The organism is Amycolatopsis sp. NPDC102522, from assembly GCF_055584485.1.
The window spans coordinates 23180-46605 of sequence record NZ_JBVJLY010000028.1; the positions used below are offsets into that span (position 1 = coordinate 23180).

Below are 23426 nucleotides of genomic sequence, written 5' to 3' on the forward strand. Positions count from 1 at the left end.
TGATGGAGGGCGACGTGGAGCAAACAATCCCACCCGGAGGCGCGCAGTGGCCGCAGCCGCAGGGCTGGGTCCCGCAACCGGTACCGGCGCCGCCCGCCCGGAAACCCCGGTGGCCGCTGTTCGCCGGTATCGCCGGACTCGTACTGGTGCTCCTCGCCGGGCTGACGACCTGGCTGCTGTGGCCCTCGAAAGCGGGCCGCGAACCCTTCGAGCAGGCGCTGGCCGGGCTTTCCTCGGCGCCCGCGGTGCGGAACAGCACCTCCGCGATCGGCGGGATGATCACCACGGACGTCAAGACCACCGCGTTCGGCGAGACGTCCGGCACGATGTCCTTCCAGGGCAAGAAGATCGAGATCCTGGTCGTCGGCGGCAAGGTCTACTTCAAGGCGCCGGACGGCCTGCTGCCCGGATCACGGGGTGACTCGTCGGCGGGCGAAGACCTCAAGGACCGGTGGATCACCGGCGAGGACGCGCTGTTCGGCCCGGTCGTGCAGCAGTTCGAGTCCCCGGAGAAGCTGGCCGCCCGCCTGCGCGAGGCGCTGGAGCGAGCGGAGAAGATCCCCGGCGACCAGAACGAGTCCGTCCGGGACGTCCCGGCGCTCAAGGCGAGCACGCCCGCCGGTGACCTGTACGTCTCGAAAGAGGCCCCGCACAGGCTCCTTCGCTACTCCGTGAAGATGCCCGGCGGCATGCCGTCGATCCCGAGGGTGCCGACGATGCCCGACGCGGGATCACCGCCGCAGATGCCTCCGGGCATGGGCCTCGGAGAGTCTGATGTGGACGCTTTGTCGCCGGAAGAGACCGTCACCGTCTACGAAGATCTGATGTCGAACACCAAGAAGCTGTCCGGCGCCGTCGACACCGGTGTGCGGTTCGACATGGACGGCGCGGCCACGGTCGCGTGCAGTGCCGCGGGCTGCACGGTGACGGCGAACGTGTCGAACTCCGCGTCGGCGAACAGCGGCGGGAAGGTCACCGGCCAGGTCAACGCCACGATGACCGCGAACGTGACCATCGGCGGCCGCTCGGCGGGCAGTTGCCGGAACACGGCGACCCTGTCACTGAACAGCGCGGGCTCGATCAGCTGCGTCAACGGCGGTGCGGGCGGGGTCTTCTCGGCGGTCGAAGCGGAGAAGAAGGCGGACGCGGAAGCGCGGTCGCGGGCCGCGGGCGGGGTGCCGGTCCAGTACCGGATCGAGAGCATCGCGTCGGTTTCCGTCGTGGCCGAAGCGATCGGTCAGGTGGAAATCACCCGGCTCGTCGACGAGCTGACGGAGCGGCGGTCGAAGCTCGGCGGCAAGTGACCTGGGAAACTGCCCGGACGGAGTACGTCAGGATCGTCCCGGAGCCGACGGGGTTCTTCCTCGACCCCACCGCCTAGCTGGAGCGCTTGCCGGACCTGGCGGCCGAGCCGCCGCCGGGTGCGGCCCGGTTCGCCACCGACCCGGATCACTACAGCTTCTTCGGAGATCGCTGCGTCAAGGATCTCCACCTCGTCTCGGTCGACTTCGCGCGGGAGAACCGGGAACTGGCGGTCACCGCCCGGTTCTCCTGGCACGAAGGCACGGCTGCCGTCACGAGATCCAGCTGATCGGCGGGTCGATCGTGGTGGTCTGCGCGGACTACGAGGCCGTCTGGGCCACCGGCTGAACGAAACAGCGCCGGGCGAACGGCTTCGATGCCGCGCGCCCGGCGCTTTCGCGTCCCGTTGGTTCGGGTCAGTCCGTGCCGTATTCGATCGCGGCGTGGTCGAGCAGTTCGTCGTCGCCCGAAGCCTTGCCGCGGGAGGCGATCACCTGCGCGCCGCCCGCGTCCATCGCCCCGATCAGCCCGGTCGACGCGGCCTGCGCGGCGCCGATCAGCGTCGGGTGCCCGCCGCCGACCATACCGAGCCCGGCGTACTGCTCCAGCTTGGCGCGGGAGTCGGCGATGTCGAGGTTCCGCATGGTGAGCTGGCCGATCCGGTCCACCGGGCCGAACGCCGAGTCCTCGGTGCGCTCCATCGACAGCTTGTCCGGGTGGTAGCTGAAGAACGGGCCGGTGGTGTCGAGGATCGAGTAGTCCTCGCCGCGCCGCAGCCGCAGGGTGACCTCGCCGGTGACGGCCGCGCCGACCCACCGCTGCAGTGACTCGCGCAGCATCATCGCTTGCGGGTCCAGCCAGCGGCCTTCGTACATCAGCCTGCCGAGGCGGCGGCCCTCGTTGTGGTAGCTGGCGAGGGTGTCCTCGTTGTGGATCGCGTTGACGAGCCGCTCGTACGCCGCGTGCAGCAGCGCCATGCCCGGCGCCTCGTAGATACCGCGGCTCTTGGCCTCGATGATCCGGTTCTCGATCTGGTCGGACATGCCGAGCCCGTGCCGCCCGCCGATGGCGTTGGCCTCCAGGACCAGGTCGACCGCGGTGGCGAACTCCTTGCCGTTGATCGTCACCGGGCGGCCCTGCTCGAAGCCGATCGTGACGTCTTCCGGCGCGATCTCGACCTCGGGGTCCCAGAACCGGACGCCCATGATCGGGTTGACGATCTCGATGCCGGTGTCGAGGTGTTCGAGCGACTTGGCCTCGTGGGTCGCGCCCCAGATGTTCGCGTCCGTGGAGTAGGCCTTCTCGGTGCTGTCGCGGTAGGGCAGGCCGTGGGCCTGCAGCCACTCGGACATCTCCTTGCGGCCGCCGAGCTCGCTGACGAACGCGGCGTCCAGCCACGGCTTGTAGATCCGCAGGGACGGGTTCGCGAGCAGGCCGTAGCGGTAGAACCGCTCGATGTCGTTGCCCTTGAAGGTGGACCCGTCGCCCCAGATCTGGACGTTGTCCTCGAGCATCGCGCGCACCAGCAGCGTGCCGGTGACCGCGCGGCCGAGCGGGGTCGTGTTGAAGTAGGTGCGGCCGCCGTTGCGGATGTGGAAGGCGCCGCAGGCCAGTGCCGCGAGCCCTTCCTCGACCAGCGCGGCCTTGCAGTCGACGGCCCGCGCGATCTCGGCGCCGTAGGCCTTCGCCCGGTCCGGGACCGACTCGATGTCGGGTTCGTCGTACTGGCCGATGTCAGCGGTGTAGGTGCACGGCACTGCACCCTTCTCGCGCATCCACGCGACCGCTACCGAGGTGTCGAGGCCGCCGGAGAAGGCGATCCCGACGCGTTCGCCGACAGGCAGAGAGGTGAGTACCTTGGACATGATGGAAGTATATGCATAGTTGTGTATGACCATGCAAGCCGGGGTGAGCAGGGCAACTCGGGTGGGCGATCACAGGAGGCGTGACTCGCGTGATCAGAGCCGGAACTCGCGTGTCCAGAGCCGGAACTCGCGTGTCCAGAGGCGGATCTCGCGTGTTCGGAGCCCGCACTCGGGTGTGCGGCCTCCAGTCACGCGAGTTCCGGCCCTGATCACGCGAGTCACGCCTCTGGTCACGCGAGGCACGCCTCTGGTCACGCGGGTCACTCGTCGGGGTCGTGTCCGTTTCGTGACCTGTCCGCGAGGCCCTCCGTCACGAATACCAGGCGAAGGCCTCTGTCGGAATCGGCGATTTTCCTTGGGGCAAAAGGAAACCAGTCCGCTGACGGGGTGGCCGCGAATACCTGGCATGAAGACTTCGCGGGCCGATCGGGAACCACGCCTTCCCTTCCTCGGGGCGGCGCTGATCGGTGTCGTGGCCCTCGCCGCGGCACTGGCGGCCGGACATCTGGTGGCCGGGTTCATCAGCGCCAACGCCTCGCCGTACCTGGCGGTCGGCAACGGGGCGATCGACCTGACCCCGGTGGAGCTCAAGGATTTCGCGGTCCGGACGTTCGGTGTCTACGACAAGCTCGTGCTGCTCGGCGGGATGGCGGTGGTGATGGTGCTCGCCGCCGCGGCGGCGGGGGTCGCGTCGCGCCGGTCACCCGTTCCGGGGATCGTGCTGATCGCCGCCTTCGGATTGCTGGGCGGATTCGCCGTGTCGCAGCGTCCCGACCTCACTTCGGTCGCGTTGCTGGCACCGCTGGCCAGCCTGGTCGCCGGGGTCGGCGTCTTCCTCTGGCTGCACCGCCTGGCCGCGGCCAGGTCGCGCGTCACGGAGGAGACGTCCGACGCGGCTCCGTCGCGAAGGTCGGTGCTGCTGGCCGGGGCCGGCGCGGTCGTGGCGGCGGGTGCGGCCGGCGTCGGTGGGCAGCTTCTCTCCGGCACGCGAGACGCGGAGTCTTCCCGGACGGCCATCGGGCGGCTCGTCCCCGCCGAGCCGGCGCCGCCGATCCCGGCCGACGCGGATTTCGCCAAGCTGGGCACGCCGACGTTCCTCACCTCGAACCGCGACTTCTACCGCGTCGACACCGCGCTGTCGGTGCCGCAGGTCCGGGCCGAGGACTGGAGTCTCAAGCTGCACGGCATGGTGCGCAACGAAAAACGGTTCACCTACGACGACATCCGCAACCGCCCGCTGATCGAACGCACGATCACCATGACGTGCGTGTCCAACGAGGTCGGCGGGACCTACGTGTCCACGGCGAACTTCATCGGCGTCGACCTCGGTGAACTGCTGCGGGAGGCCGAGATCCTGCCCGGTGCCGAGCAGATCTTCTCCACCAGCGTCGACGGCTGGACCGCGGGCAGCCCGGTCGTCGACGCGCTCGATCCGGAGCGGGGTGCGATGCTCGCGATCGGGATGAACGGGGAGCCCCTGCCGGTCGAGCACGGTTTTCCCGCTCGAATGGTGATCCCCGGTCTCTACGGTTATGTTTCGGCGACGAAATGGGTCAAAGACCTGGAGATCACCACCTGGAAAGCGCGCCGCGCGTACTGGCTCGATCGAGGCTGGGGCGAACAGGCCCCGATCAAAACGCAGTCCAGGATCGACAGTCCGAAAGGATTCGAAACGGTACCCGCCGGCAAGGTCCGGATTTCGGGTGTCGCCTGGGCGCAGCGCACCGGTGTCGAGCGAGTCGAAGTCCGGCTCGGCGCGGGCGGGAACTGGCAGCCCGCAACGCTTTCCCGCGAGGTCGGCCTCAACACCTGGCGCATGTGGTGGACCGAATTCGACGTCCCGGCGGGGAGTCACCAGGTCACCGTGCGGGCCGTCGACAAATCCGGCTACACCCAGACCGACGCGCGCGCCGGAACCGTTCCGGACGGTGCGACGGGCTGGCACGTCATCAGTTTCACCGCGCGGTGATCGGCGTCACCCGAAAGAGTGGCAATCCGTTTCCGCGGTAGTTCCGAATACCCGGTAAGAGTCCGAAAAACAAATGGAGTGATTTTCCGTGAGCAAGCTTCGCGTCGCAGGAATCGGTTTCACCGCGGTCGCCGCACTGGCGCTGACCGCCTGCAGCAGCAACGACACCGCTTCGTCGGGCAGCTCCAGCAGCGCGCCGGCGCCTTCGAGCTCGATGTCCGCCCCGATGTCCAGCGCCGCCTCCGGTGACGGTGTCACCACCAACGCCGACGTGTTCGGCCCGGCCTGTTCGCAGCTGCCGCAGGGCAGTGCGCCCGGCTCGCTGGACTCGATGGGCCCGCAGCCGGTCGCCAGCGCCGCCTCGACCAACCCGCTGCTGACCAAGCTGGTCGCCGCGGTGAAGGCCACCGACCTGGTGGACACCCTCAACAGCCAGCAGGCCATCACCGTGTTCGCCCCGGCGGACCCGGCCTTCGCCGCGCTGGGTGACGCGAAGTTCAACGAGCTGGCGGGCAAGCCGGCCGAGCTGGCCCCGATCCTGCAGTACCACGTCGTCGGCAAGCGTTACGACGCCAAGGGCCTGGAGGCGGCCAAGTCGCTGGAGAGCCTGAACACCGCGGGCGGCCCGCTCAAGATCGAGGGCTCCGGCGACAACCTGACCGTCAACGGCGCGAAGATCCTGTGCGGCAACATCCCCACCAAGAACGCCACCGTCTTCGTCATCGACAAGGTGATGACCCCGGGCACCAACAAGAACTAGGTCCCCACACCGGTATCGCGGTGGCCACGCCCTCGGGTGTGGCCACCGCGATACTCGTGTTCCAGGGAACGAGTGGATCAGGGAACGAGCGCGGCGGCGTCCACGTCGGTCACCACGAGCCGCAGACTCGCGTTCTCCCAAGGGGTTCCGGTCAGGACGGCGCGCAGTGCGGCGCCGGCGACCTCCGTCAGCGGCGGGATCGGCACCTCCAGCGCGACGACGCGGATCTCGACGACGTGCTCGGTGATGTCGACGGCCATCACGTCGAGATCCCACGGCACCGCCGACGCTGCGGCCGTGGTGGACGGTGTCGCCGCGCGCAGCCCCGGCACGTCGCGAAGCGTGCTCAACAGTGACGCGGTCAGTTCGGAACGTGCGGTCACAACAGTCCTCCACGGATTTCGATGTCCAGAATGGACACCGAGACGGCCGAGGGGGTGAGCCCGGTCGCCTCGGTGACCGCCCGGCTGACGGCTCGCTGGACCGCTTGGGCCGTCGCGGCGGCCTGGTCCAGCCCGGAGACCGACAGGTCGATCTCCACCCGGACGTCCGGCGGATCGTGCTCGACGAACGCGCGGACCCCTTCGGTCGGTGCCGGGTCGAGGCCTTTGATCCGCTGCCGCGCGATCCGGGTCAGTGAGCCCGCCAGCCCGCGCAGCCCGGGTTCCAGGCGTACCACGCCGGGGACCTTCGCCGCGGCATGCGCGGCGACCGCCGCGATCACCGGCGGGGAGATCACCGTTTCGGCCACCTGTCTGGCCGGGGCCTGCTCACGCGTCATAGATGTCCTCCACCGTCAGGTCGAGCCGGGACAGGCGGAGGCCGACCCTCGCACCCGCCGCCGCCGTGACCCGTTCCCGGACCACGTCCAGCGACTCACCGTCGAAATCATGGGCGATCGCGATGCTCAGTTCCACGTCCACGCCCAGCGAGTCGGTGATGTCCGGCGAACGGAGGACACGGCAGTGCCGCGCGCGGACGCCGTCGACGGAATCCGCGGCGAACCTCAGCACCGCCGCGACCGCCTGATCGCTCACCTGCACTTCACCCGGCTCCGGGCTCGCCAGCGGCACCAGGTCCCGGCGCCGCACCTCGGCGCGGACCGCGGACATGATCCGGCCCGCGAGATCCGGCGACGGCTCGGCGTCGTCATCGGTGAGTTCCGTGGTCAGTCCGCGCAGCACCCGGAGGCTCTCGCGGGTCGCCCGGCAGTGCGGGCAGTCGAGTTCGTGCGTGTCCGCCCGGCCGGCGTCGACCTCGTCGAGCCGTTCCCAGACCTGTTCCACATCACGGCCGCACGGCAATAGGTAGTCCTGAGTCGCGTGGTTCATCGCCATGGCGCCATCACCTCCGCCAACTGTGCTCGTGCTCGCGCGATGCGTCCGCGCACCGCGGTGGTGGTCGCCCCGATCGCCAGCGCGATCTCGTCGTAGGAGCGGCCGTGGACCTCGCGCAACAGCCAGCAGGCCCGTTGCTCGGCGGTCAGCTCCTCCAGCGCCCCGGTGAGCGCCGTCATCTGCGCGCTCGTCTCGGCCGCGCGATCCGGCCGCCCGGCCGAACCCGCGGACTCCTGCAGGTCGAGTTCGACGTCGGCCACCGGTTTCCTGGCGCGGATCACGTTGAGACACCGGTTGGTCGTCGTCCGGTAGAGCCAGCCGACGAACGCCGCGTCCTCCTGCAACTGGTCGAGCCGCCGCCAAGCACCGAGGAACACCTCCTGGACGACGTCCTCGGCGTCGCCCTTGTTCCCCAGCATCCGCAGCGCCAGCCGGTACATCGGACCCTGGAACCGCAGGACGAGCTGCTCGTACGCGCGGATCTCGCCGTCGCGGGCCCGTGCCACCAGCGTCGCGTCGTCCAGGACCGTCTCGCCGGCGGCCGGTGCGTCTTCTCTCGCCGACGTCGTCATCGAGCGCACCTGTGCAGTGCCGCCATGCCGAAGCTCCCTCTCGCCACCTACGCCTGGTGATACCCGTAAGACACGGCTTCCCCGGAAACGTCACGCGGGAAACCTCGTCCAGCCGACCACGGCGCGGCGGATCGCGCACCCCGAAGTCAGGTGATCGCCCGGCGGCGGAACGCCCAGAGACTCGCGGGGGTGAAAACGAGCAGCGCGACAGCCAGCCCGGTGACGCAGAGCCAGGCGGGTAGATGTGCCACCTGCGGGATCAGTGCCCCGCGCAGGCCTTCGCTGACGTAGGTCATCGGATTGAGCGCGCACAGCGCCCGGAACCAGGGGACGGCACCGAGTTCGGGGAAGGGGAATTGGGCGGAACCGGTGAACAGCAACGGGGGCATCACCAGTGAGAAGGTGATCCCGATCCGGGCGGGGTTGACGAGTGAGCCGATCGTCGTCCCCGTCGCGCCGCCCGCCAGCGCGCCGAGCACGGTGAACCCGAGCGCCGCCGGGAGACCTGCTGCCCGCCAGGACAGTTCACCGAGCACGAGCGCGCCGACCGGGACCATGAAGACGGCGGTGACGAGACCGCGCGCCGCCGCCGCGAAGACGCGCTCGACGACGATCCAGGCGAGCGGCACGGGTGCCCGCAGCCGGTTCTCGACGGTGCGGGTGGCGAACTCCATGGCCAGCGGGAAGGACGCGTTCTGGGCGGCGGCGAAGAACGCGTTCAGCGCGATGAGCCCGGGCAGGAGCAGCCGCGCGTAGCCGGGCGGGGTGTAGCCGAGGGCGCCGAGGACCTTCCCGAACACCAGCAGCATCAGCAAGGGCTGCATGAGTACCTGTGCCAGCACCCCGCCGAGCTGCTTCCTGGTGACGAGCAGGTCGTGTTCCAGCAGGCCCCAGAACACTCGCCACGAGCTTGGAGTCATATATGAAGCTTACGCTTGCTTATGTTCGTGGATAACCTGGACTGAGCATGAAACTGACAAGTGTTAACGTTGTATCATGAGTGAAGCCACGCAGACTGCGGAGTCGGTGCGCTGGGCCGTTTCACGGTTGTCGTCCCGTCTTCGCGCCGAACAGCCCGGCGAAGACAGAAGCCTGAGCAGGCTTGCCGCGTCAGTGCTGGCGAACCTGCGGCACAGTGGAGCCCTGACCGTCAGCGCGCTCGCCGCGATCGAAGGGCTGCAGCCGCAGTCGCTGACCAGGGTGCTGAACGCACTCGAAGCCGAAGGCCGCGTCGCGCGGCGTCCCGACGAGCACGACCGGCGGGCTCAGCGGATCGTGATCACCGAAGCGGGCCACGCGGCCTTGCGCGGGCATGTGCGCGACGGCAACCGGTGGTTGGCGCGGGCCATGGAAGAGGCCCTGACCCCCGCCGAACAGGAGATCGTGCGGGTGGCGTCAGGGCTTCTGCTCCAGGTCGCCGAGCACGACGGCGGAGACGAGCGCGGATCGGGCGCCGCGCCACCGCTGTGACTCAGCCCTGACGGGCGAGCGCGGGGTAGTCGTCCAGGGTGATGTCGGTGGCGAGCTTGTCGGTCACCCACAGCATCCAGCGCAGGACGAGCGGCCGCCGGAACATCTGGTCGCGCAGCTTGATGCGCAGCTTCGTCGGCGGCGCGAGGAACGGGCCCGCGTTGGCGCTGCGGGCGATCTTGGCGTAGCCGCGGAACTTCTCGTCGTAGCGCCGGAAGGCCAGTTCGTGGTCGCCGTTCGCCGCGGCGAGTTCGCCCGCGATGACATACGCGGCCACGACGGCCAGCCCGGTGCCGAAGCCGCCCAGGGTGTTACCGTACGCCGCGTCACCGAGGAGCGCGACGCGGCCGGTGGAGTAACCGTCCATCGCGACGCGGCTGATCGAGTCCAGGTAGACGTCGTCCGAGCGCTTCACCGCCTCCAGCAGTTCGGGCACCCGCCAGCCGCCGCCGGCGTACGCGGCGGCCAGGATCTCCTTCTGCTGCTCCGTGTCGTACCGGTCGTAGCTGAGTTCGGGGGAGGCGAACACGAAGAACGCGGGTGCCTTGGGCCCGCCGGTGGCGGCCAAGCGGCCGGGCTCGTTGTACAGCACCGCGGTGTCGCCGAAGTCGCTGCTCTCGTCGATCTCGACCAGGGCGTAGTAGTGGCCGAGGTGCTTCACGTAGTCGCCCTCCGGGCCGAACGCCAGCCGCCGCACGGTGGAGTGGATACCGTCCGCGCCGAAGACGAGGTCGAACCGCCGCGGGGCGCCGCGTTCGAAGGTGACGTCGACGCCGTCGGCCCTCTCGGTCAGCGAAGCGATGGAATCGCCGAAGACGTACTCGCAGTCTTGAGCTGTCCGGTCGTACAGGATCCGGGCCAGGTCACCGCGCCGGATCTCGACGTCGCCGCCGGTGAACTCGCCGGGCATGACGGCCAGCGGCCGCCCTTCGGAGTCGATGAAGGTCTGGTCCGTCCCGCCGGTCTGGTGCCGGTAGACCTCGTCGAGGATGCCCATCCGCTCCAGCACGGCGCGGTGGGTGGCGCCCTTGAAGTCGACCGCCTGGCCACCGGTGCGCAGCTCCGGCGTCCGCTCGACGACGGTGACCGTGTAACCCTGGCGGGAGAGCCAGAAGGCGAGGGCGGGTCCGGCGATGCTGGCGCCGGAGATGAGGACTGTCCTGTTCGTCATGGCAGAAGCTTCGCGGCCGGCGTTGACGAAGCACTGACAGTCCGCTGACGGCCGTCCGTCAGCTCCAGCCGGGCAACGGGAGGGTGAGCTGCCCGGGGTCGTCCGGCGGCGCGGTCTCGTAGCGCGGCGGCGTCGCCGACAGGCCGATCGGGTTGCGGGTCAGCCGCACGGAGGTGCCGTCGGGCCGGGGGAGCTCGACCGTCGGGTTCAGGCCGAGCCGCTCCGCCAGGGCGAACGCGCCCGCGACGTCGTTGACCTCCCCGGCGGGCACCCCGGCCGCGCTCAGGTCCGCCGCCCACTCGGCGGCCGGACGACGGCCGAAGTGGTCTTCGAGCAGGGCGCGGAGCTCGGCACGGTGCTCGACCCGCGCCGGGTTGGTCGCGAACCGGGGTTCGCCCGCGAGCTCCGGCAGGCCGATGACCGCGCACAACGCCGCGAACTGCCGGTCGTTGCCGACGGCGAGCGCGAGTTCGTGATCGGCGCAGGGGACGAGTTCGTACGGGGCGATGCTGGGGTGCCGGTTGCCCATCCGCGCCGGGACCGTCCCGCCCGAGGTGTACGCGCTGCCCTGGTTGACCAGCGCGGCGAGCAGGCTGGACAGCAGGTCGATCTCGACACGTTGCCCCTGCCCGGTCCGGTCGCGGTGACGCAGTGCGGCGAGGATGCCGACGCTCGCGAACAGTCCCGCCAGGACGTCGACGAGCGCGACGCCGACCTTCTGCGGCTCGCCCGCGGGGTCGCCGGTGATGCTCATCAGCCCGCCGACGGCCTGGATGAGCAGGTCGTAGCCGGGCAGCGTGGCGCCGCCGCCGGAGCCGAATCCCGTGACCGAGCAATAGACCAGGCCGGGATTCGCCGCCAGCAGGACCTCCGGGCCGAGACCGAGGCGGTCCATCACACCGGGCCGGAAGTTCTCGACCACGACGTCGGCCTCCTGCGCGAGCGCGCGGGCCCGGGCGAGGTCGTCCGGATCGCCGAGGTCCAGCGCCACACTCGTCTTGTTCCGGTTCACCGACTGGAAGTACGTCGCCTGGCCGGTCGCGTCGTAGGGCGGTCCCCAGCTGCGGGTGTCGTCACCGGTGCCCGGCCGCTCGACCTTGACCACCGTCGCGCCGAGGTCGGCCAGCAGCATCGTGGCGAACGGGCCGGCGAGCACCCGCGAGAAGTCGAGGACGCGAAGCGGGCCGAGTGCGGTTTCGGGCATGGGCCCGACCCTAGGCGGCTTTTCGCGGCTTCGAAGTTGTGATCGCGCTCACGAAAAGCCGGTTTTCCCATTACTTTCCTCTAGGTACCTACTATCTCCAGGAAGGTAGCTTCGGTCGCGTCAACGAGACACGAACCGAGGAGCGACCATGATCGTGGTGACCGGAGCGACCGGGAACGTAGGACGACGGCTGGTGGAAACCCTTGCCGCCGCAGGGGAAGAGGTGACGGCGGTGTCGCGCCGGATCTCGGCGGAGGACGTGCCCGACGGCGTGCGGACCGTGCGGGCCGACCTCGCCCAGGCCGATGGACTGAAGCAGGTCTTCGACGGTGCGGACCGGGTTTTCCTTTTGACGTCAGGGGAATTCCTGGCGGCGGGCGGCGACGTCGTGGACGTCGTCGCGGCGGCGGGGGAAGCGAGGATCGTGCTGCTGTCCTCCCAGGGCGTCGGGAGCGGACGGCACGCGCCGGCGTTCGAGGAGGCCGTCAAGGCGTCGAGTCCGGAGTGGACAGTGCTGCGGCCGGGAGGCTTCGCGTCGAACGCCTTCCAGTGGGCACCGGCGATCCAGGCCGACCGCGTTGTCGCCGCGCCGTTCGGCGACGTCGCACTGCCCGTCATCGACCCGGCGGACATCGCCGACGTCGCGGCGACCGTGCTGCGGGAATCCGGCCACCACGGCCGGACCTACGTGCTGACCGGACCCGAGCCGATCTCGCCCCGGCGGCAGGCGGCGGACCTCGGCGACGCGCTGGGCGAGCCGGTGCGCTTCACCGACCTGAGCGAAGACGAGGCGCGGGCGGCGATGTCGGCGTTCATGCCACCGGTGGTCGTGGAGGCCACGCTCGCCATCCTCGGCGCGCCGACGGAAGACGAACAGCAGGTCAGCCCCGACGTCGAGCGGTTGCTCGGACGGCAGGGGCGGACCTTCGCCGAATGGGCGGCCCGGAACGCGGCCGCTTTCAAGTGACTACTTGAGCACCAGGGAGTGGGCCATCTCCTTGAAGGCGGGAAGCTGGTCGCCGTGCTTGGCGGGATCGAAATCGCCCATGACGAAGATGTAGCCGGTTTCGGTGAACACCATGACGGCGTACGCGGTCCTGCCCTTGCTGTCACGGCCGAGCATCTCGAAGCCGGACAGCCCGGCGAGAGTCACTTCGGTCACGGTGTCGGCGGAGGGTGTCGACGGCGTCTTCGCGAACCTGTCGACCGCGTAGGCGCGCTTGTCCTCGGGCAGCCGGACCTGACCCATCGACGGCGAAGCGAGGAGTTTGGGGCCGCCTTGCACACCGCGGTTGTAGGTGATCGCGGCGGTGGATTCCTTTCGCTGGTAGCCCTCCGCCGCGGTCAGGTCGAAACCGATGCTCCCCGGTGCGGCCTCGGCGCTCCAGCGGGCGCCGGAGATGACCTTCTTGAGATCGTCGACGGTCAAGGCGTCCCCGGGTTCGAGGGTGCCGGTGATGAGCACCAGCACGTCCTCGGCGGCCAGCATCGCGTTGACCTTGCCGAAGGTGCCCATCGGGACCTTCTGGGTGCCGCTCGTCAGGAAAGCCGGGAACCCGGCGATCGTGGTTTCGACCGGCTTCTCCAGTTCCATCCCCTGCCGTCTGGCCTGCTCGCTGGTCAGGCCCGCCGCGGTTTGGGACAGCACCTCGCGGACGGGCTTGCCGTTCACCGGCTGCTCCACGACGACGATGGAGGTGCGGGAATTCGATCGGCCGAGGCCGGGCAGGCTCGGCTCCACCCGCATACCCTCCGGAACCGGCAAGGAGATCCGGGTGCGGGGGATGGCCTGCTCGTTCCCCGTGGGGGCCGCCGCCGGACTCGAGGCCGCGGTACTCGGCGTGGTCGCCTGACCGGTTCTTTGCCCACCCCCGCAGCCGGCGACGGACAAGATCAAGGCAGCACACAACACAGAACGAAGACGCACCGATTTCCCCCTTGGATTCAAGGAGACTTTACGCCCTGACCGCACGCAGGTCAGGGCCCCTGTGCTTAGACTGTGGTCTAGCTAAGGGGCCCAAGTGGACCAGCTCACTCTCGGCGTCATTTCCCGCTCGCGCAAAGAAAACGAGCGGCGGCTTCCGATCCATCCCCGCCATCTCGAGCGAATCGACCCCGCCCTCCGGCGGAGCATCTACCTCGAACACGGCTACGGGGAACGCTTCGGCATCCCGGACGAGGACCTGGCGCCGCTCGTCGCCGGGCTGCTTCCCCGTGAGCGCCTCATCGCGGACTGCGACGTCATCCTGCTGGCCAAACCGCTCGCGGAGGACTTGGCCGAGCTGCGGCCGGGGCAGATCCTGTGGGGCTGGCCGCATTGCGTCCAGGACGACAAGGTCACCCAGCTGGCCATCGACCGGAAGCTGACGCTCATCGCGTTCGAAGCGATGAACCATTGGCGCCGTGACGGTTCTTTCAGTCTGCACGTCTTCCACAAGAACAACGAATTGGCGGGCTATTGCTCGGTACTGCACGCGCTTCAGCTGATCGGCTCGACCGGTGACTACGGCCGCCGTCTCCGCGCCGTCGTGATCGGCTTCGGCGCGACCGCGCGTGGGTCCGTGACGGCGCTGAACGCGCATGGATTCCATGACGTGCACGTCCTCACCCATCGCGGGGTGACCGCGGTCGGTTCGCCGATCCACTCCGCGAACATCGTGCGGCTCGACCACGAAGCGCACACCACGGGCGACCTTCGCCGAAGTCACGCGATCACCGAGAACGGCCGCGTGCCGCTGGCGGAGTTCCTCGCGGGGCACGACATCGTCGTCAACTGTGTACTGCAGGACACGAACGCCCCGTTGACCTTCCTCACCGACGAAGACCTCGCCGCGTTCCAGCCGGGAAGCTTGATCGTCGACGTGTCGTGCGACGAGGACATGGGGTTCAGCTGGGCCAGGCCGACGACTTTCACGGAGCCCACCTTCGAAGTCGGCGGCGTCACCTACTACGCCGTCGACCACAGTCCCTCCTACCTCTGGGACTCGGCGACCTGGGAGATCAGCGGCGCCCTGCTGCCGCATCTGAAGCAGGTGCTCGGTGGACGCGCGGCCTGGGCCGCCGACGAAACGCTGCACCGGGCCGTCGAGATCAGCGAGGGAACGATCCGGAATCCCGACATCCTGGCGTTCCAGCACCGCTCGCCGGAGTACCCGCACGCACACCGGTGAGCCCGTCTCGATGAGAAAGTTCTCATCGAGCCCTCATCGACGGCTCACCCGCGCCCGGCAGCCTGAAGGCATGCGAGTCCGAATCTTCGTCCTGGCCGGGGTCGCCGCCGTCGTGATGGCGGCCGCCGGCACGTTCGCCGTCATCGCGGCCACCGCGGCCTCACCGCCCGACCTCGGCCCGGCGGTCGTCGCCCCGACGGGGCAGGCCGTCTCCGGACCGGGGGAGGCGGGCGCCCCGCCCGCCGTCGTCCCGCCCCGGCTGGCCGGGCACGACGACGACCCCGATGATGACGATGACCATGGTGACGACGGTGACGATCGTTTCGACTTCGACCTCGACGACTGAGCGGGGCCGATGAGCGCCCGCGCCCGGATCCTCGCGTGGGTCCTGCTGGTCGTGCTGCTCGCGCTCGCCGGATCGCTGCTGGCGACCCGCACCGTCCTGCACAACCAGCTGGACCAGCGGCTCGACAACGAGATCGCGCACGAGACGGGCAAGCTCCGGGCCTTCCTGGCGTCTGCTGACGCCCGTCCGGCGGGGCAGCCCGCCACCGTCGAGGCGGTGCTCGGCCGTCACCTGGAACGGAACCTGCCCGAGAAGTACGAGACGTTCTTCTCGATCATCGACGGCGCCGCGTCGAGGAGGAGCGCCATCGAGCCGCCGGTCCGGCTCGACACCGACCCGAAGTTCGTCGCCGAGCTGTCCCGGGCCACGAGCCCGGCGTACGGCACGGTCACCACCGCGGTCGGTTCCGCGCGCTACGGCGTCGTCCCGGTGACCATCGAGGGTTCGCCGGGCCGCGGCGCGCTGGTGATCGTCGAGTTCGTCGACCACGCCGCGGGCGAGATCAACGACGTCGTCGGCGTGATGGCCGCGATGTCGGGCGCCGCGCTGGTGCTGGCCGGGCTGATCGGCTGGCTGGTCGCCGGCCGCATCCTCGCGCCGGTGCGCGAAGTCCGCCTGGCCGCCGAACAAATCGGCGAGACCGATCTTTCGCGCCGGATCGAGGTCCGGGGCTCGGACGACGTCGCCGCGCTCGGGCGTACCTTCAACACGATGCTGGACAGGCTCGAAAGCGCCTTCGCCGGTCAGCGCGACTTCATCGACGATGCCGGACACGAACTGCGCACGCCGATCACGATCGTCCGCGGCCATCTCGAGCTGATGGGGGACGACCCCGAGGAGAACGCGGCCACACGGCATCTGGTCCTCGACGAACTCGGGCGGATGCAACGGATCGTGGACGATCTGCTGGTGCTCGCGAAATCCGGCAGCCCCGACTTCCTGGCGCCCGGCGATGCCGACCTCGCCGATCTCACCGTCGAGACCCTCGCCAAGTCCCGTCCGCTGGCCGACCGTGTCTGGCGGCTGGACGCGGTCGCCGAGGTGACCGTCCGCGCGGACGGTCAGCGGCTGACCCAAGCCTTGCTGCAGCTGGTCTCCAACGCCGTCCGCCACACTTCGCCGGGCCAGGAGATCGCCCTCGGCTCCGAGGTCATCGCGACGACGGCGCGGCTCTGGGTCCGCGACACCGGGGAAGGTGTCCCGCCCGATTCGCGGAGCCGGATCTTCGAACGCTTCAAACGCGGAAGCAACTCGAGCGGCGACGACGGCGCCGGACTCGGCCTGGCGATCGTCGCCGCGATCGCCGAGGCGCACGGCGGCCGCGTCCTGCTCGACACCGTGCCCGGCGAAGGCGCGCGGTTCACCATGGAGATCCCTGTCGCGGAAGGTGCGGACCGGTGACCAGTGTGCTGGTGGTGGAGGACTCCGCCCGGATCGGCGCGTTCGTCGAGAAAGGCCTGCGGGCGCAGGGTTTCGCGACCCGCTGGGTCAAGACCGGCTCCGAGGGGCTGACCGAGGCGTTGACCGGTGCGCACGACCTGGTCGTCCTCGACCTCGGGCTCCCGGACCTCGATGGCTCGGATCTGTTGCGCGCCCTGCGCGCGGCGGGCCGGACGGTGCCGGTGATCATCCTGACCGCCCGGGACAGCGTCGTCGACAGGGTCGCCGGGCTCTCCGGCGGCGCCGACGACTACCTGGCCAAACCCTTCTCGTTCGAGGAGCTGCTGGCGCGGATCCGGTTGCGGCTGCGGGGAAATCCCAACGCCGAACCGGCGGTGCTGCGCGCCGGGGAGCTTTCGCTCGATCTGCGCACGCGGAAGGTTTCGGTGGCGGGGGAGGAGAAGGACCTCACCGCCCGCGAGTTCGCGCTGCTGGAAACATTGCTGCGCAACCGCGGCCAGGTGCTGTCCCGTGAGCAGCTGCTCGGCGGGGTTTGGGGCTTCGACTTCGACCCCGGCTCGAACGTGGTGGACGTCTACATCCGTTACCTGCGCGGGAAGATCGGCGCGGGGCGGATCGAAACCGTGCGAGGGATGGGCTACCGGCTCGCTGAGTCCTGATGAGACGGTTCTCATCGGGCTCTCACGATGGTCTCTTTTCCGTGCGGCACAGTGGTTTCCATGACCACGACACTGATTCATCTGGCCGTCGACCTCGTCGCGGCCGTCATCCTCGCCTACGGCATCTACGCCCGCCGTCACCATCGTGGTGACCTCGCCTGCGCCTACCTCGCGCTGAACGTCGGCGTCTGCGTTTCGGTCGCCGTGCTGCTTTCCGTGTCGACAGCGAGCGCACTCGGGCTCGGCCTGTTCGGCGTGCTGTCGATCATCCGCCTGCGGTCCGATTCGATCAGCCAGCAGGAGGTCGCGTACTACTTCGTCGCGCTGGTATTGGGGCTGGTGAACGGGTTGCCGTCCGCGGACTGGCGGATCGTCGCCGTCTTCAACGTTCTGCTGCTCGCCGTCATGTACATCGCCGACCACCCCTCGCGCACCCGCGGGCCGCAGCGCCGGACGGTCGTACTCGACACCGTGTACCCCGACGAGCAGACGATGCTGATGGAACTGCGAGCGCGGCTCGGTGGAACGGTCGTGCGGCACAGTGTGTCCGAAGTGGACTATGTCCGCGAGGTCACCGTCGTCGACGTCCGGTTCCGGCCCGACACCGCCCCGGTCGTCCACGGCGCTCCGGCGGGGCACCGGTGAGCGGGCGCGGAACGGCCACCGTCGCGGCGGTGGCGAAAGGGCTCCCCTCGCTTTCGCTGGCCGAAGTCGTCGCCACGAGTGGGCTGATGAGCCGGACGGACCGCAAGTACGTCCTGCCGCTCAACGACTTCCTGGCCGTCATGCAGGAACTCGGTGCGTCGTCGCGCTGTCTGGAGATCGATGGGCAGCGGGTGTTCGGCTACTCGTCGACCTATTTCGACACGCCGGATCTGGCGATCTTCCGGGCGCACCGGCAGGACCGACGGCGCCGGTTCAAGATCCGCACGCGCACCTACACCGACTCGGCCGACACCTACTGCGAGCTCAAAGTCAGCGGACGGCGCGACGAGACGGTCAAGGTCCGACGGCCGCATCCGGCCGAGGCGGCGCACGGCCTGACTGCGCCCGCGTTGACGTTTCTCGACGACGCCCTCACCGCCGCCTACGGCCGCCCCGCGCCCCGGCCGCTGACCCCCGCGCTGATCACGGGCTATCGGCGGACCACCCTCGTCACCGCCGACGCCCGGATCACCTGCGACACCTCGCTGGTCTGGCGTTCGGGCTCGCGAAGCCTCGCCGCTGGGGGTGACTTGGTGCTGCTGGAGGTGAAGTCGGCTTCCGAGCGCAACAGCGTCACCGAGGCGCTGGCGAAGCTGCGGATCCGGGAACAGTCGGTGAGCAAGTACTGCGCGGGCCTGGTGGCGCTGGGGCTGGCGGTCGGCGGGAACCGGTGGCGACCGGCGCTGCGGCGGCTCGGGGTGGCGTAACGATGGCGGCGTAACGATCGCGGCGCGGCGGCCGACCCTTGCTGTCGGGCCATCCGGCCCGAACGAGGGAGGACGCCATGAGGACCAGGGAGAAGGCCGCGCTCGCCGTGGCGGGGCTGGCCGTCGCCGCGGCCGGGGGCACGGTGTTCGCCGGGACGTCCGGCGCCGTCGGCCCGTCGCCCGCGCCGAGCGTGCAGGCCGCGGAGACGTCGTGCGTGACCGACGGTGCCGGGATGTGCACCGTGCCGCACGCGCTGGGCGCTGTCCCGGCGGTGGTGGTCGTGTCGGCGAACACGCCGGGGCAGTTCAACGCGTACATGCTGAACACGGTGCAGGGTTCGTACACGGCGACCACGTTCCAGGTGCGGGCGATGTTCAACCAGACCACGCCGAAGGCGGGCGGGGCGATCTGGTTCAGCTACGCGGCCTATGGCGGGCAGGTTTCGCCGCCGACAACGCCGAAACCGACACCGACGACGTTGCCGCCGACCACGCCGACACCGACTACGCCGACACCGACGAAGCCAACGCCGACCACGGAGCCGCCGAGTAGCCCTCCGGGCGGAGGTTCGACCTCGGGCAGCTGACTGTCCAAAGAGGACCACTAGTCGGCTACTGCGGCGGCGGCCGGTCGTCCAGTTCCTCGGCGAGGATCGCGTCGATACGGGCGTCGGCCCGCCGCAGTACCCGGGCGCTCGCCCTCAGTGACAACGCGGTGCCGACGGCGACCACGAGACCGAGCCCGATGGCGATCGAACTCGCCACGAGCGCCTCCCTGCCCGGTGGGCGTGACGTTCCGGCCCCGTCCCGATGGTCAGCGTGTCCCGGGCGGCGATCCGCTCGGCATTGGTCCTTGAAACCTAGACGAGCGTGCTTTGTTCCGTGCCGGAAACCAACTGTTTGGCCTAGGCGATCGTGGCAGGTGAGCGCTGTGATAACTTGGAGCGAACTGGGACTTCTGTGCGTTCGCAAACCCGCTGTTCGGGCTGGGACGGCTCCCGCGGAGGTGTCAGGACACCGTTGGGGCCGGTAGCTCAGTTGGTTAGAGCAGGGGACTCATAATCCCTTGGCCGTCGGTTCGAGCCCGACCCGGCCCACCACGTCAATTCCCGCTGTCCATTGTGGACGCACCAGCTTCAGAAGCGGGGAAGCTCCAGCAGGTTGTTCTTCCAGATCCCGTCCGCCCGCGTGCGGAGGAATTCCGGGCCGAAGGTCGGCTTGATGATCTCCACGGCCACCCGGTGGATACCCTCGTCCACATAGGCCTTCCCGTCGTCGTCTTCGATCCACGCCACGATCGCCGAAACGAAACTCTCGCCGGTTTCGCCACTGCCGGGGTTGATCCAGCGCAATTTCGTGATGCTTTCGTGGAACTTCCCGCCTTCGAGCCGCGCTGCGGTGATCTTGATGGCCATGGCTACCTCTTCGGCTGGGGTGTCCTCGAAGTGAACAGGGGTAATGCTGTACTCGCCACCTGTCCGCACCTCGTTACGCCGTCCGGCCGCCGTGCCTCGAACGTTACGAGTTCGAGCGTGGGGCGTCCGTTCTGAGTCAGATGACGCAGACCGCGCCCGTTCCGCCGTGTCAAAGTCCTCGCGCCGGCCGGAACACCTGCCGGAAAGAGAGGGGAACAGACATGTGTGCTGTCAAGAAGGCATCGGCCGTCGCCGCGATCGGATTCGCGCTGGCCTTGACGGGCTGCGCCCCGGATCCTGCGCCGCAGGCGATGCAGCCGGCGCCCCCGGCGCCCTCGTCGTCCGCCGCCGACCCGGCCGCCACGGTGGCCTGGATGAACGGGTTCTGCGGCTCGGTCAAGGATTTCATCGACGGCAACAACAAGATGCCCGCGGCCGGCGGCGAGACCGTCGAGGCCATCACGAAGAGCACCAGTGACCAGCTCGGGCACTACGCGAGCATCCTGGGCAAGACGGTCGACGGCCTCAACGCTCTGCCCGCCGCGCCGGTTCCCGCCGCGGACGCGGCCAAGACGGACTTCCTCGGGAAGTACACCGCGGCGCGCGACAAGGTCGCGAAGGCGAAGGCCGATCTGGACGCGGCGAAGAGGAGCGACACGGCCGCGCAGGGCCGTGCCGTCGACGGCCTGATGGCCGCTCAGAAGGACGCGCACGGCGCGCTGGACCCGGTCAAGGCCGTGCTGGACTCCCCGGAGCTGACCAAGGCCGCGGCGACCGCCGAGCGCTGCCGCCCGTGACTCGGGTGGTGCAGGCCCTTCGCGGTTCGCGAGGGCCTGCACCGTCCGCTCAGTTGCCCAGGGAGCCGATGTTCTCGTTCGCGTGCGCGATGCCGTACTCCTCGGCGCTCGCTTCCTTGATGAGCTTGCCGTCGACCTCGATGGTCACCTTGATGGCGCCCTTGCCGCTGCCCTGAGCCAGGATGCTCACCATCTGCAGGGACTGGCCACCCGGCAGCTTGATCGTCTTCTCCCACGGGAGCTTGACGTTGGCTTCCTGGTTGCTGGTGGTCATCCCGTCGGTCGTGTAGGTGATGTTGCCCGCCTTCGCGCCACCGGTGCCGGTCACCCGGTAGACCACGGTGTGCTCGGCGGCCTGCTCTTTGGCCGGTTCCTGTACGGGTGCCTGCGCGGGCGCTCCCGTGTCGTTGCCCAGCGGTGCGCCGGGTGCCGACGGCGGCGCCGTCGGGAGCGAATTCGCCGCGTCCACAACGGCTGCGCTGAACACGACGGTCCAGAGAACGCAGATGACGAGGCCGACCGCGGACAGGATGACGCCGGTCAGCGCGAGACCTTTGTTGTCCGCGACACCGCTCTTCGCGCGGGAGTACCCGACCCCGGCGAGAATGAGTCCGACGATGACGAGCGGCCAGGCGATGACGCCGATGAACGGAATCGGGGAGAACAGCAGTCCGACGAGGCCGAGAACGAACCCGGCGGTGCCCAGCCCGTTACGCGGAGGCGCGGCTATGGGTGCCGCTTGATAGGGGTACGGGGAGGGAGTGGTCACGATGATCCTTTCGCCTGTCTTCGCGTGGAGATCGGCGTGACGTATTCCCGTGTTACGTCTCATCGTGAGCGAATTTCGCGCGCCCGGACGTTACGAAAACGGCTTAACGATCAGGTATCCGTGAAGAGCTCATTCCTCCGTGAGAATTTTGCGAAGCCTTCCCAAAGCCCGGTGCTGCGCAACGCGAACGGCGCCCGCCGTCGAGCCGACCACGCCGGCGGTCTCTTCCGCGGACAGGCCGACGACGATCCGCAAAACGACGATCTCCCGCTGCTTGTCCGGCAGGATCCGCAGCAGTTCGCCCATCCGGTCGCTCAGTTCGTTGTGCAGCGCGTGCTGTTCCGGGCCGATGGAGTCCGAGATCCCGTCGGGGACCTCGGCGACGGGTTCCGTGCGGTTGCGGGCGGCGGCACGGCGGGCGTCGGCGACCTTGTGCTGGGCGATGCCGTAGACGAAGGCGAGAAAGGGCCGCCCACGTTCGCGGTAGGTGGGCAGCGCGCGGAGGATCGCCACGCAGACCTCCTGCGCGACGTCGTCCGCCGAGGCGTACGTCCGTTCCTGCCTGCCGACCCGCGCCCGGCAGTACCGGATCACGAGCGGGCGGATGGTGGTCAGCAGGTGGTCCAGCGCCCGCCGGTCGCCTCGTCCGGCGGCCGCGACGGGCTCGTCGAGGGTGTACCAGTGCGACGGCGTCGCCTGTTCGGGCTCCGCCGCCGCCGGGGCGCCCGGCTCCACCAGCGCGAGCTCCCGGATCATCGCGCGGTTCTTGATCCGGGTCAGGGTGTCCTCGCTGTCGAGTCCCATCCGCAACGCGTCGACGAAGGCGCCGTTGGCGCTGTCCAGGCGATCGACGGACTCGGGGTCGTGCTCCTCCAGGCGGCCCCGCGCGTGCCGCAAGGTCGCGCTGACAGCCTCGTCCGCGATCCCGAGCACCCCGGCGATCTCCCTCGACGTGTAGCCGTCCAGTGACCAGGCCATGCCGAGTTGCTGGCGTTTCGGCAGCCGTCCCAGCATGGTCAGGACGGACGACGCCTCCTCGGCGAGGACGGTGAGTTTGTCTTCCCTGCCCACGTCGGCGAACGCCCAGTCCGCGCGGACGGCCGTCTGCTCCTTCGCCCGCCGATGCCCGACGCGGCGGACCCACGATTTCGGCTGGGTGATGGTCTTCCAGTCCTCGTAGGCGTTGAGCATCGCCTCCGCCGCCGCGTCCCGTGCCGGATCGAGTGCGAACCCCGCCTTGCACAGAAAGCCGGTGAGCAGCGGAAATTCGGCGTGGAAGAACTCGTCGAACTCGTCGTGGCCCATCACCCGCACTCACCGCTCCCCGTCGCCTGACGCGAATGCCCTCTCCAGGACAGGTGCAGTGAGCGAGCCGCTGAGTGTAACGATTCGGTCAAGGTGATGTTTGCGCCACGGACGTGGGTGGATACCCGGCTCCGAGCGGAAGTCGTTTGACGCGGAAGGGAAAATCGAAGGAAGGAGGTGATAGGAAAATGGAAACGAGGATGGCCGGCGACCTGGGTGAGGCCGCTTGCCGAGGTGAGGATCCCGAACTGTTCTTCCCGGTCACCGAAACCGGTCCCGGTGCCCGCCAGGTGGCCCGTGCGAAGGCCGTCTGCGCGCGGTGCCCGGTCATTTCGGCCTGCCTGGCCTACGCCGTGGACAACGGACTCGCCCATGGCGTTTTCGGCGGGCTGACCGGCAGTGAGCGACGCAGCCCGATTCGTGTCGGCAGCGCCGCCTGAAGCCACTCGACTGCGTGACTGAATTCCACTGGGGTTTGAGCGCGCACGAAAAAAGAGGGGCC

At 69.3% G+C, this 23426-nt stretch carries 29 protein-coding genes and 1 tRNA gene; 17 read left to right on the forward strand and 13 right to left on the reverse strand.

Going from position 1 to position 23426, the window contains the following annotated elements; translation table 11 throughout:
• Positions 1-14 precede the first annotated feature (14 nt).
• Entirely contained in the window at positions 15-1304 is a 1290-nt protein-coding gene (locus ACZ6YV_RS38980; RefSeq protein WP_465514417.1) for an SON protein, read from the forward strand.
• Between the two features lie 86 nt (positions 1305-1390).
• Positions 1391-1591, forward strand: a complete 201-nt coding sequence (locus tag ACZ6YV_RS38985; protein WP_465514418.1) for a hypothetical protein — start codon at positions 1391-1393, stop codon at positions 1589-1591.
• A gap of 127 nt (positions 1592-1718) precedes the next feature.
• Here ACZ6YV_RS38985 and argG read toward each other — a convergent pair whose 3' ends face one another.
• On the reverse strand, positions 1719-3167 hold the full coding sequence (gene argG, locus ACZ6YV_RS38990) for an argininosuccinate synthase (protein ID WP_465514419.1): 1449 nt from the start codon (positions 3165-3167) through the stop codon (positions 1719-1721).
• Between the two features lie 406 nt (positions 3168-3573).
• Between argG and ACZ6YV_RS38995 the strand changes: the two genes are divergently transcribed.
• Together ACZ6YV_RS38995 and ACZ6YV_RS39000 are read left to right on the forward strand one after the other, a co-directional pair.
• Positions 3574-5136 (forward strand): molybdopterin-dependent oxidoreductase, encoded by a 1563-nt coding sequence (locus ACZ6YV_RS38995; RefSeq protein WP_465514420.1) that lies wholly within the window; start codon positions 3574-3576, stop codon positions 5134-5136.
• Positions 5137-5224: 88 nt separating this feature from the next.
• Positions 5225-5896 (forward strand): fasciclin domain-containing protein, encoded by a 672-nt coding sequence (locus ACZ6YV_RS39000; protein WP_465514421.1) that lies wholly within the window; start codon positions 5225-5227, stop codon positions 5894-5896.
• A gap of 77 nt (positions 5897-5973) precedes the next feature.
• Here the strand turns inward: ACZ6YV_RS39000 and ACZ6YV_RS39005 are convergent, their stop codons facing one another.
• The 5 genes from ACZ6YV_RS39005 to ACZ6YV_RS39025 all read right to left on the reverse strand — a co-directional run bounded on the left by ACZ6YV_RS39005 (position 5974) and on the right by ACZ6YV_RS39025 (position 8725).
• Positions 5974-6279, reverse strand: coding sequence for a hypothetical protein (locus tag ACZ6YV_RS39005; RefSeq protein ID WP_465514422.1), 306 nt, complete (start codon positions 6277-6279; stop codon positions 5974-5976).
• A complete protein-coding gene (locus ACZ6YV_RS39010) occupies positions 6276-6677 on the reverse strand; it encodes an Asp23/Gls24 family envelope stress response protein (RefSeq protein ID WP_465514423.1) in 402 nt (133 codons plus the stop codon). Before ACZ6YV_RS39010 ends, ACZ6YV_RS39005 begins: the two co-directional genes overlap by 4 nt.
• Positions 6667-7233: an Asp23/Gls24 family envelope stress response protein gene (locus ACZ6YV_RS39015; protein WP_465514424.1), complete on the reverse strand. Its 567-nt coding sequence runs from the start codon at positions 7231-7233 to the stop codon at positions 6667-6669. The genes ACZ6YV_RS39010 and ACZ6YV_RS39015 overlap by 11 nt, the downstream gene beginning before the upstream one ends.
• Positions 7224-7805 (reverse strand): RNA polymerase sigma factor, encoded by a 582-nt coding sequence (locus tag ACZ6YV_RS39020; protein WP_465514425.1) that lies wholly within the window; start codon positions 7803-7805, stop codon positions 7224-7226. The genes ACZ6YV_RS39015 and ACZ6YV_RS39020 overlap by 10 nt, the downstream gene beginning before the upstream one ends.
• A 146-nt stretch (positions 7806-7951) precedes the next feature.
• Positions 7952-8725: an ABC transporter permease gene (locus ACZ6YV_RS39025; RefSeq protein ID WP_465514426.1), complete on the reverse strand. Its 774-nt coding sequence runs from the start codon at positions 8723-8725 to the stop codon at positions 7952-7954.
• Positions 8726-8801: 76 nt separating this feature from the next.
• On the opposite strand from ACZ6YV_RS39025, the gene ACZ6YV_RS39030 reads away from it, so the two are divergent.
• Positions 8802-9275, forward strand: coding sequence for a MarR family winged helix-turn-helix transcriptional regulator (locus ACZ6YV_RS39030; RefSeq protein WP_465514427.1), 474 nt, complete (start codon positions 8802-8804; stop codon positions 9273-9275).
• A 1-nt stretch (position 9276) separates the two neighbouring features.
• Here ACZ6YV_RS39030 and ACZ6YV_RS39035 read toward each other — a convergent pair whose 3' ends face one another.
• Together ACZ6YV_RS39035 and ACZ6YV_RS39040 are read right to left on the reverse strand one after the other, a co-directional pair.
• Positions 9277-10446, reverse strand: coding sequence for an FAD-dependent monooxygenase (locus ACZ6YV_RS39035; RefSeq protein ID WP_465514428.1), 1170 nt, complete (start codon positions 10444-10446; stop codon positions 9277-9279).
• Positions 10447-10504: 58 nt separating this feature from the next.
• Positions 10505-11650, reverse strand: coding sequence for a CaiB/BaiF CoA transferase family protein (locus ACZ6YV_RS39040; protein ID WP_465514429.1), 1146 nt, complete (start codon positions 11648-11650; stop codon positions 10505-10507).
• A 148-nt stretch (positions 11651-11798) separates the two neighbouring features.
• Between ACZ6YV_RS39040 and ACZ6YV_RS39045 the strand changes: the two genes are divergently transcribed.
• A complete protein-coding gene (locus ACZ6YV_RS39045; protein ID WP_465514430.1) occupies positions 11799-12617 on the forward strand; it encodes an NAD(P)H-binding protein in 819 nt (272 codons plus the stop codon).
• Here the strand turns inward: ACZ6YV_RS39045 and ACZ6YV_RS39050 are convergent, their stop codons facing one another.
• Positions 12618-13322 carry a hypothetical protein gene (locus ACZ6YV_RS39050; protein WP_465514431.1) on the reverse strand — a complete coding sequence of 235 codons (705 nt, stop codon included), beginning with the start codon at positions 13320-13322 and terminating at the stop codon, positions 12618-12620.
• A gap of 25 nt (positions 13323-13347) precedes the next feature.
• Here ACZ6YV_RS39050 and ACZ6YV_RS39055 point away from each other — a divergent pair, with 25 nt between their 5' ends.
• The 8 genes from ACZ6YV_RS39055 to ACZ6YV_RS39090 all read left to right on the forward strand — a co-directional run bounded on the left by ACZ6YV_RS39055 (position 13348) and on the right by ACZ6YV_RS39090 (position 19225).
• Positions 13348-13503 (forward strand): hypothetical protein, encoded by a 156-nt coding sequence (locus ACZ6YV_RS39055; RefSeq protein WP_465514432.1) that lies wholly within the window; start codon positions 13348-13350, stop codon positions 13501-13503.
• Positions 13504-13671: 168 nt separating this feature from the next.
• Positions 13672-14820: a N(5)-(carboxyethyl)ornithine synthase gene (locus tag ACZ6YV_RS39060; RefSeq protein ID WP_465514433.1), complete on the forward strand. Its 1149-nt coding sequence runs from the start codon at positions 13672-13674 to the stop codon at positions 14818-14820.
• A 70-nt stretch (positions 14821-14890) separates the two neighbouring features.
• Positions 14891-15166: a hypothetical protein gene (locus ACZ6YV_RS39065; RefSeq protein ID WP_465514434.1), complete on the forward strand. Its 276-nt coding sequence runs from the start codon at positions 14891-14893 to the stop codon at positions 15164-15166.
• A gap of 9 nt (positions 15167-15175) precedes the next feature.
• The gene (locus ACZ6YV_RS39070; RefSeq protein ID WP_465514435.1) at positions 15176-16567 is read left to right on the forward strand and encodes a sensor histidine kinase; all 1392 of its coding nucleotides are present in this window, start codon (positions 15176-15178) and stop codon (positions 16565-16567) included.
• Entirely contained in the window at positions 16564-17226 is a 663-nt protein-coding gene (locus tag ACZ6YV_RS39075) for a response regulator transcription factor (protein ID WP_465514436.1), read from the forward strand. The genes ACZ6YV_RS39070 and ACZ6YV_RS39075 overlap by 4 nt, the downstream gene beginning before the upstream one ends.
• A gap of 60 nt (positions 17227-17286) precedes the next feature.
• On the forward strand, positions 17287-17871 hold the full coding sequence (locus ACZ6YV_RS39080) for a DUF4956 domain-containing protein (protein WP_465514437.1): 585 nt from the start codon (positions 17287-17289) through the stop codon (positions 17869-17871).
• On the forward strand, positions 17868-18638 hold the full coding sequence (locus tag ACZ6YV_RS39085) for a polyphosphate polymerase domain-containing protein (RefSeq protein ID WP_465514438.1): 771 nt from the start codon (positions 17868-17870) through the stop codon (positions 18636-18638). Before ACZ6YV_RS39080 ends, ACZ6YV_RS39085 begins: the two co-directional genes overlap by 4 nt.
• Positions 18639-18715: 77 nt before the next feature.
• Positions 18716-19225 carry a hypothetical protein gene (locus tag ACZ6YV_RS39090; protein WP_465514439.1) on the forward strand — a complete coding sequence of 170 codons (510 nt, stop codon included), beginning with the start codon at positions 18716-18718 and terminating at the stop codon, positions 19223-19225.
• A 25-nt stretch (positions 19226-19250) separates the two neighbouring features.
• Here ACZ6YV_RS39090 and ACZ6YV_RS39095 read toward each other — a convergent pair whose 3' ends face one another.
• Entirely contained in the window at positions 19251-19403 is a 153-nt protein-coding gene (locus ACZ6YV_RS39095) for a hypothetical protein (protein ID WP_465514440.1), read from the reverse strand.
• A gap of 258 nt (positions 19404-19661) precedes the next feature.
• Here ACZ6YV_RS39095 and ACZ6YV_RS39100 point away from each other — a divergent pair.
• Positions 19662-19738: transfer RNA gene (locus tag ACZ6YV_RS39100), tRNA-Ile, on the forward strand.
• A 36-nt stretch (positions 19739-19774) separates the two neighbouring features.
• Here ACZ6YV_RS39100 and ACZ6YV_RS39105 read toward each other — a convergent pair.
• Complete coding sequence (locus ACZ6YV_RS39105) at positions 19775-20053, reverse strand: DUF3892 domain-containing protein (protein ID WP_378241606.1); 279 nt, start codon at positions 20051-20053, stop codon at positions 19775-19777.
• Positions 20054-20274: 221 nt separating this feature from the next.
• On the opposite strand from ACZ6YV_RS39105, the gene ACZ6YV_RS39110 reads away from it, so the two are divergent.
• Positions 20275-20850, forward strand: a complete 576-nt coding sequence (locus ACZ6YV_RS39110) for a hypothetical protein (RefSeq protein ID WP_465514441.1) — start codon at positions 20275-20277, stop codon at positions 20848-20850.
• Positions 20851-20899: 49 nt separating this feature from the next.
• Here ACZ6YV_RS39110 and ACZ6YV_RS39115 read toward each other — a convergent pair whose 3' ends face one another.
• The gene (locus ACZ6YV_RS39115; protein WP_465514442.1) at positions 20900-21619 is read right to left on the reverse strand and encodes a DUF4190 domain-containing protein; all 720 of its coding nucleotides are present in this window, start codon (positions 21617-21619) and stop codon (positions 20900-20902) included.
• A 129-nt stretch (positions 21620-21748) separates the two neighbouring features.
• Positions 21749-22924, reverse strand: coding sequence for an RNA polymerase sigma factor ShbA (gene shbA, locus ACZ6YV_RS39120; RefSeq protein ID WP_465514500.1), 1176 nt, complete (start codon positions 22922-22924; stop codon positions 21749-21751).
• A gap of 188 nt (positions 22925-23112) precedes the next feature.
• Here shbA and ACZ6YV_RS39125 point away from each other — a divergent pair, with 188 nt between their 5' ends.
• Positions 23113-23364 carry a WhiB family transcriptional regulator gene (locus tag ACZ6YV_RS39125; RefSeq protein WP_465514443.1) on the forward strand — a complete coding sequence of 84 codons (252 nt, stop codon included), beginning with the start codon at positions 23113-23115 and terminating at the stop codon, positions 23362-23364.
• Positions 23365-23426 lie beyond the last annotated feature (62 nt).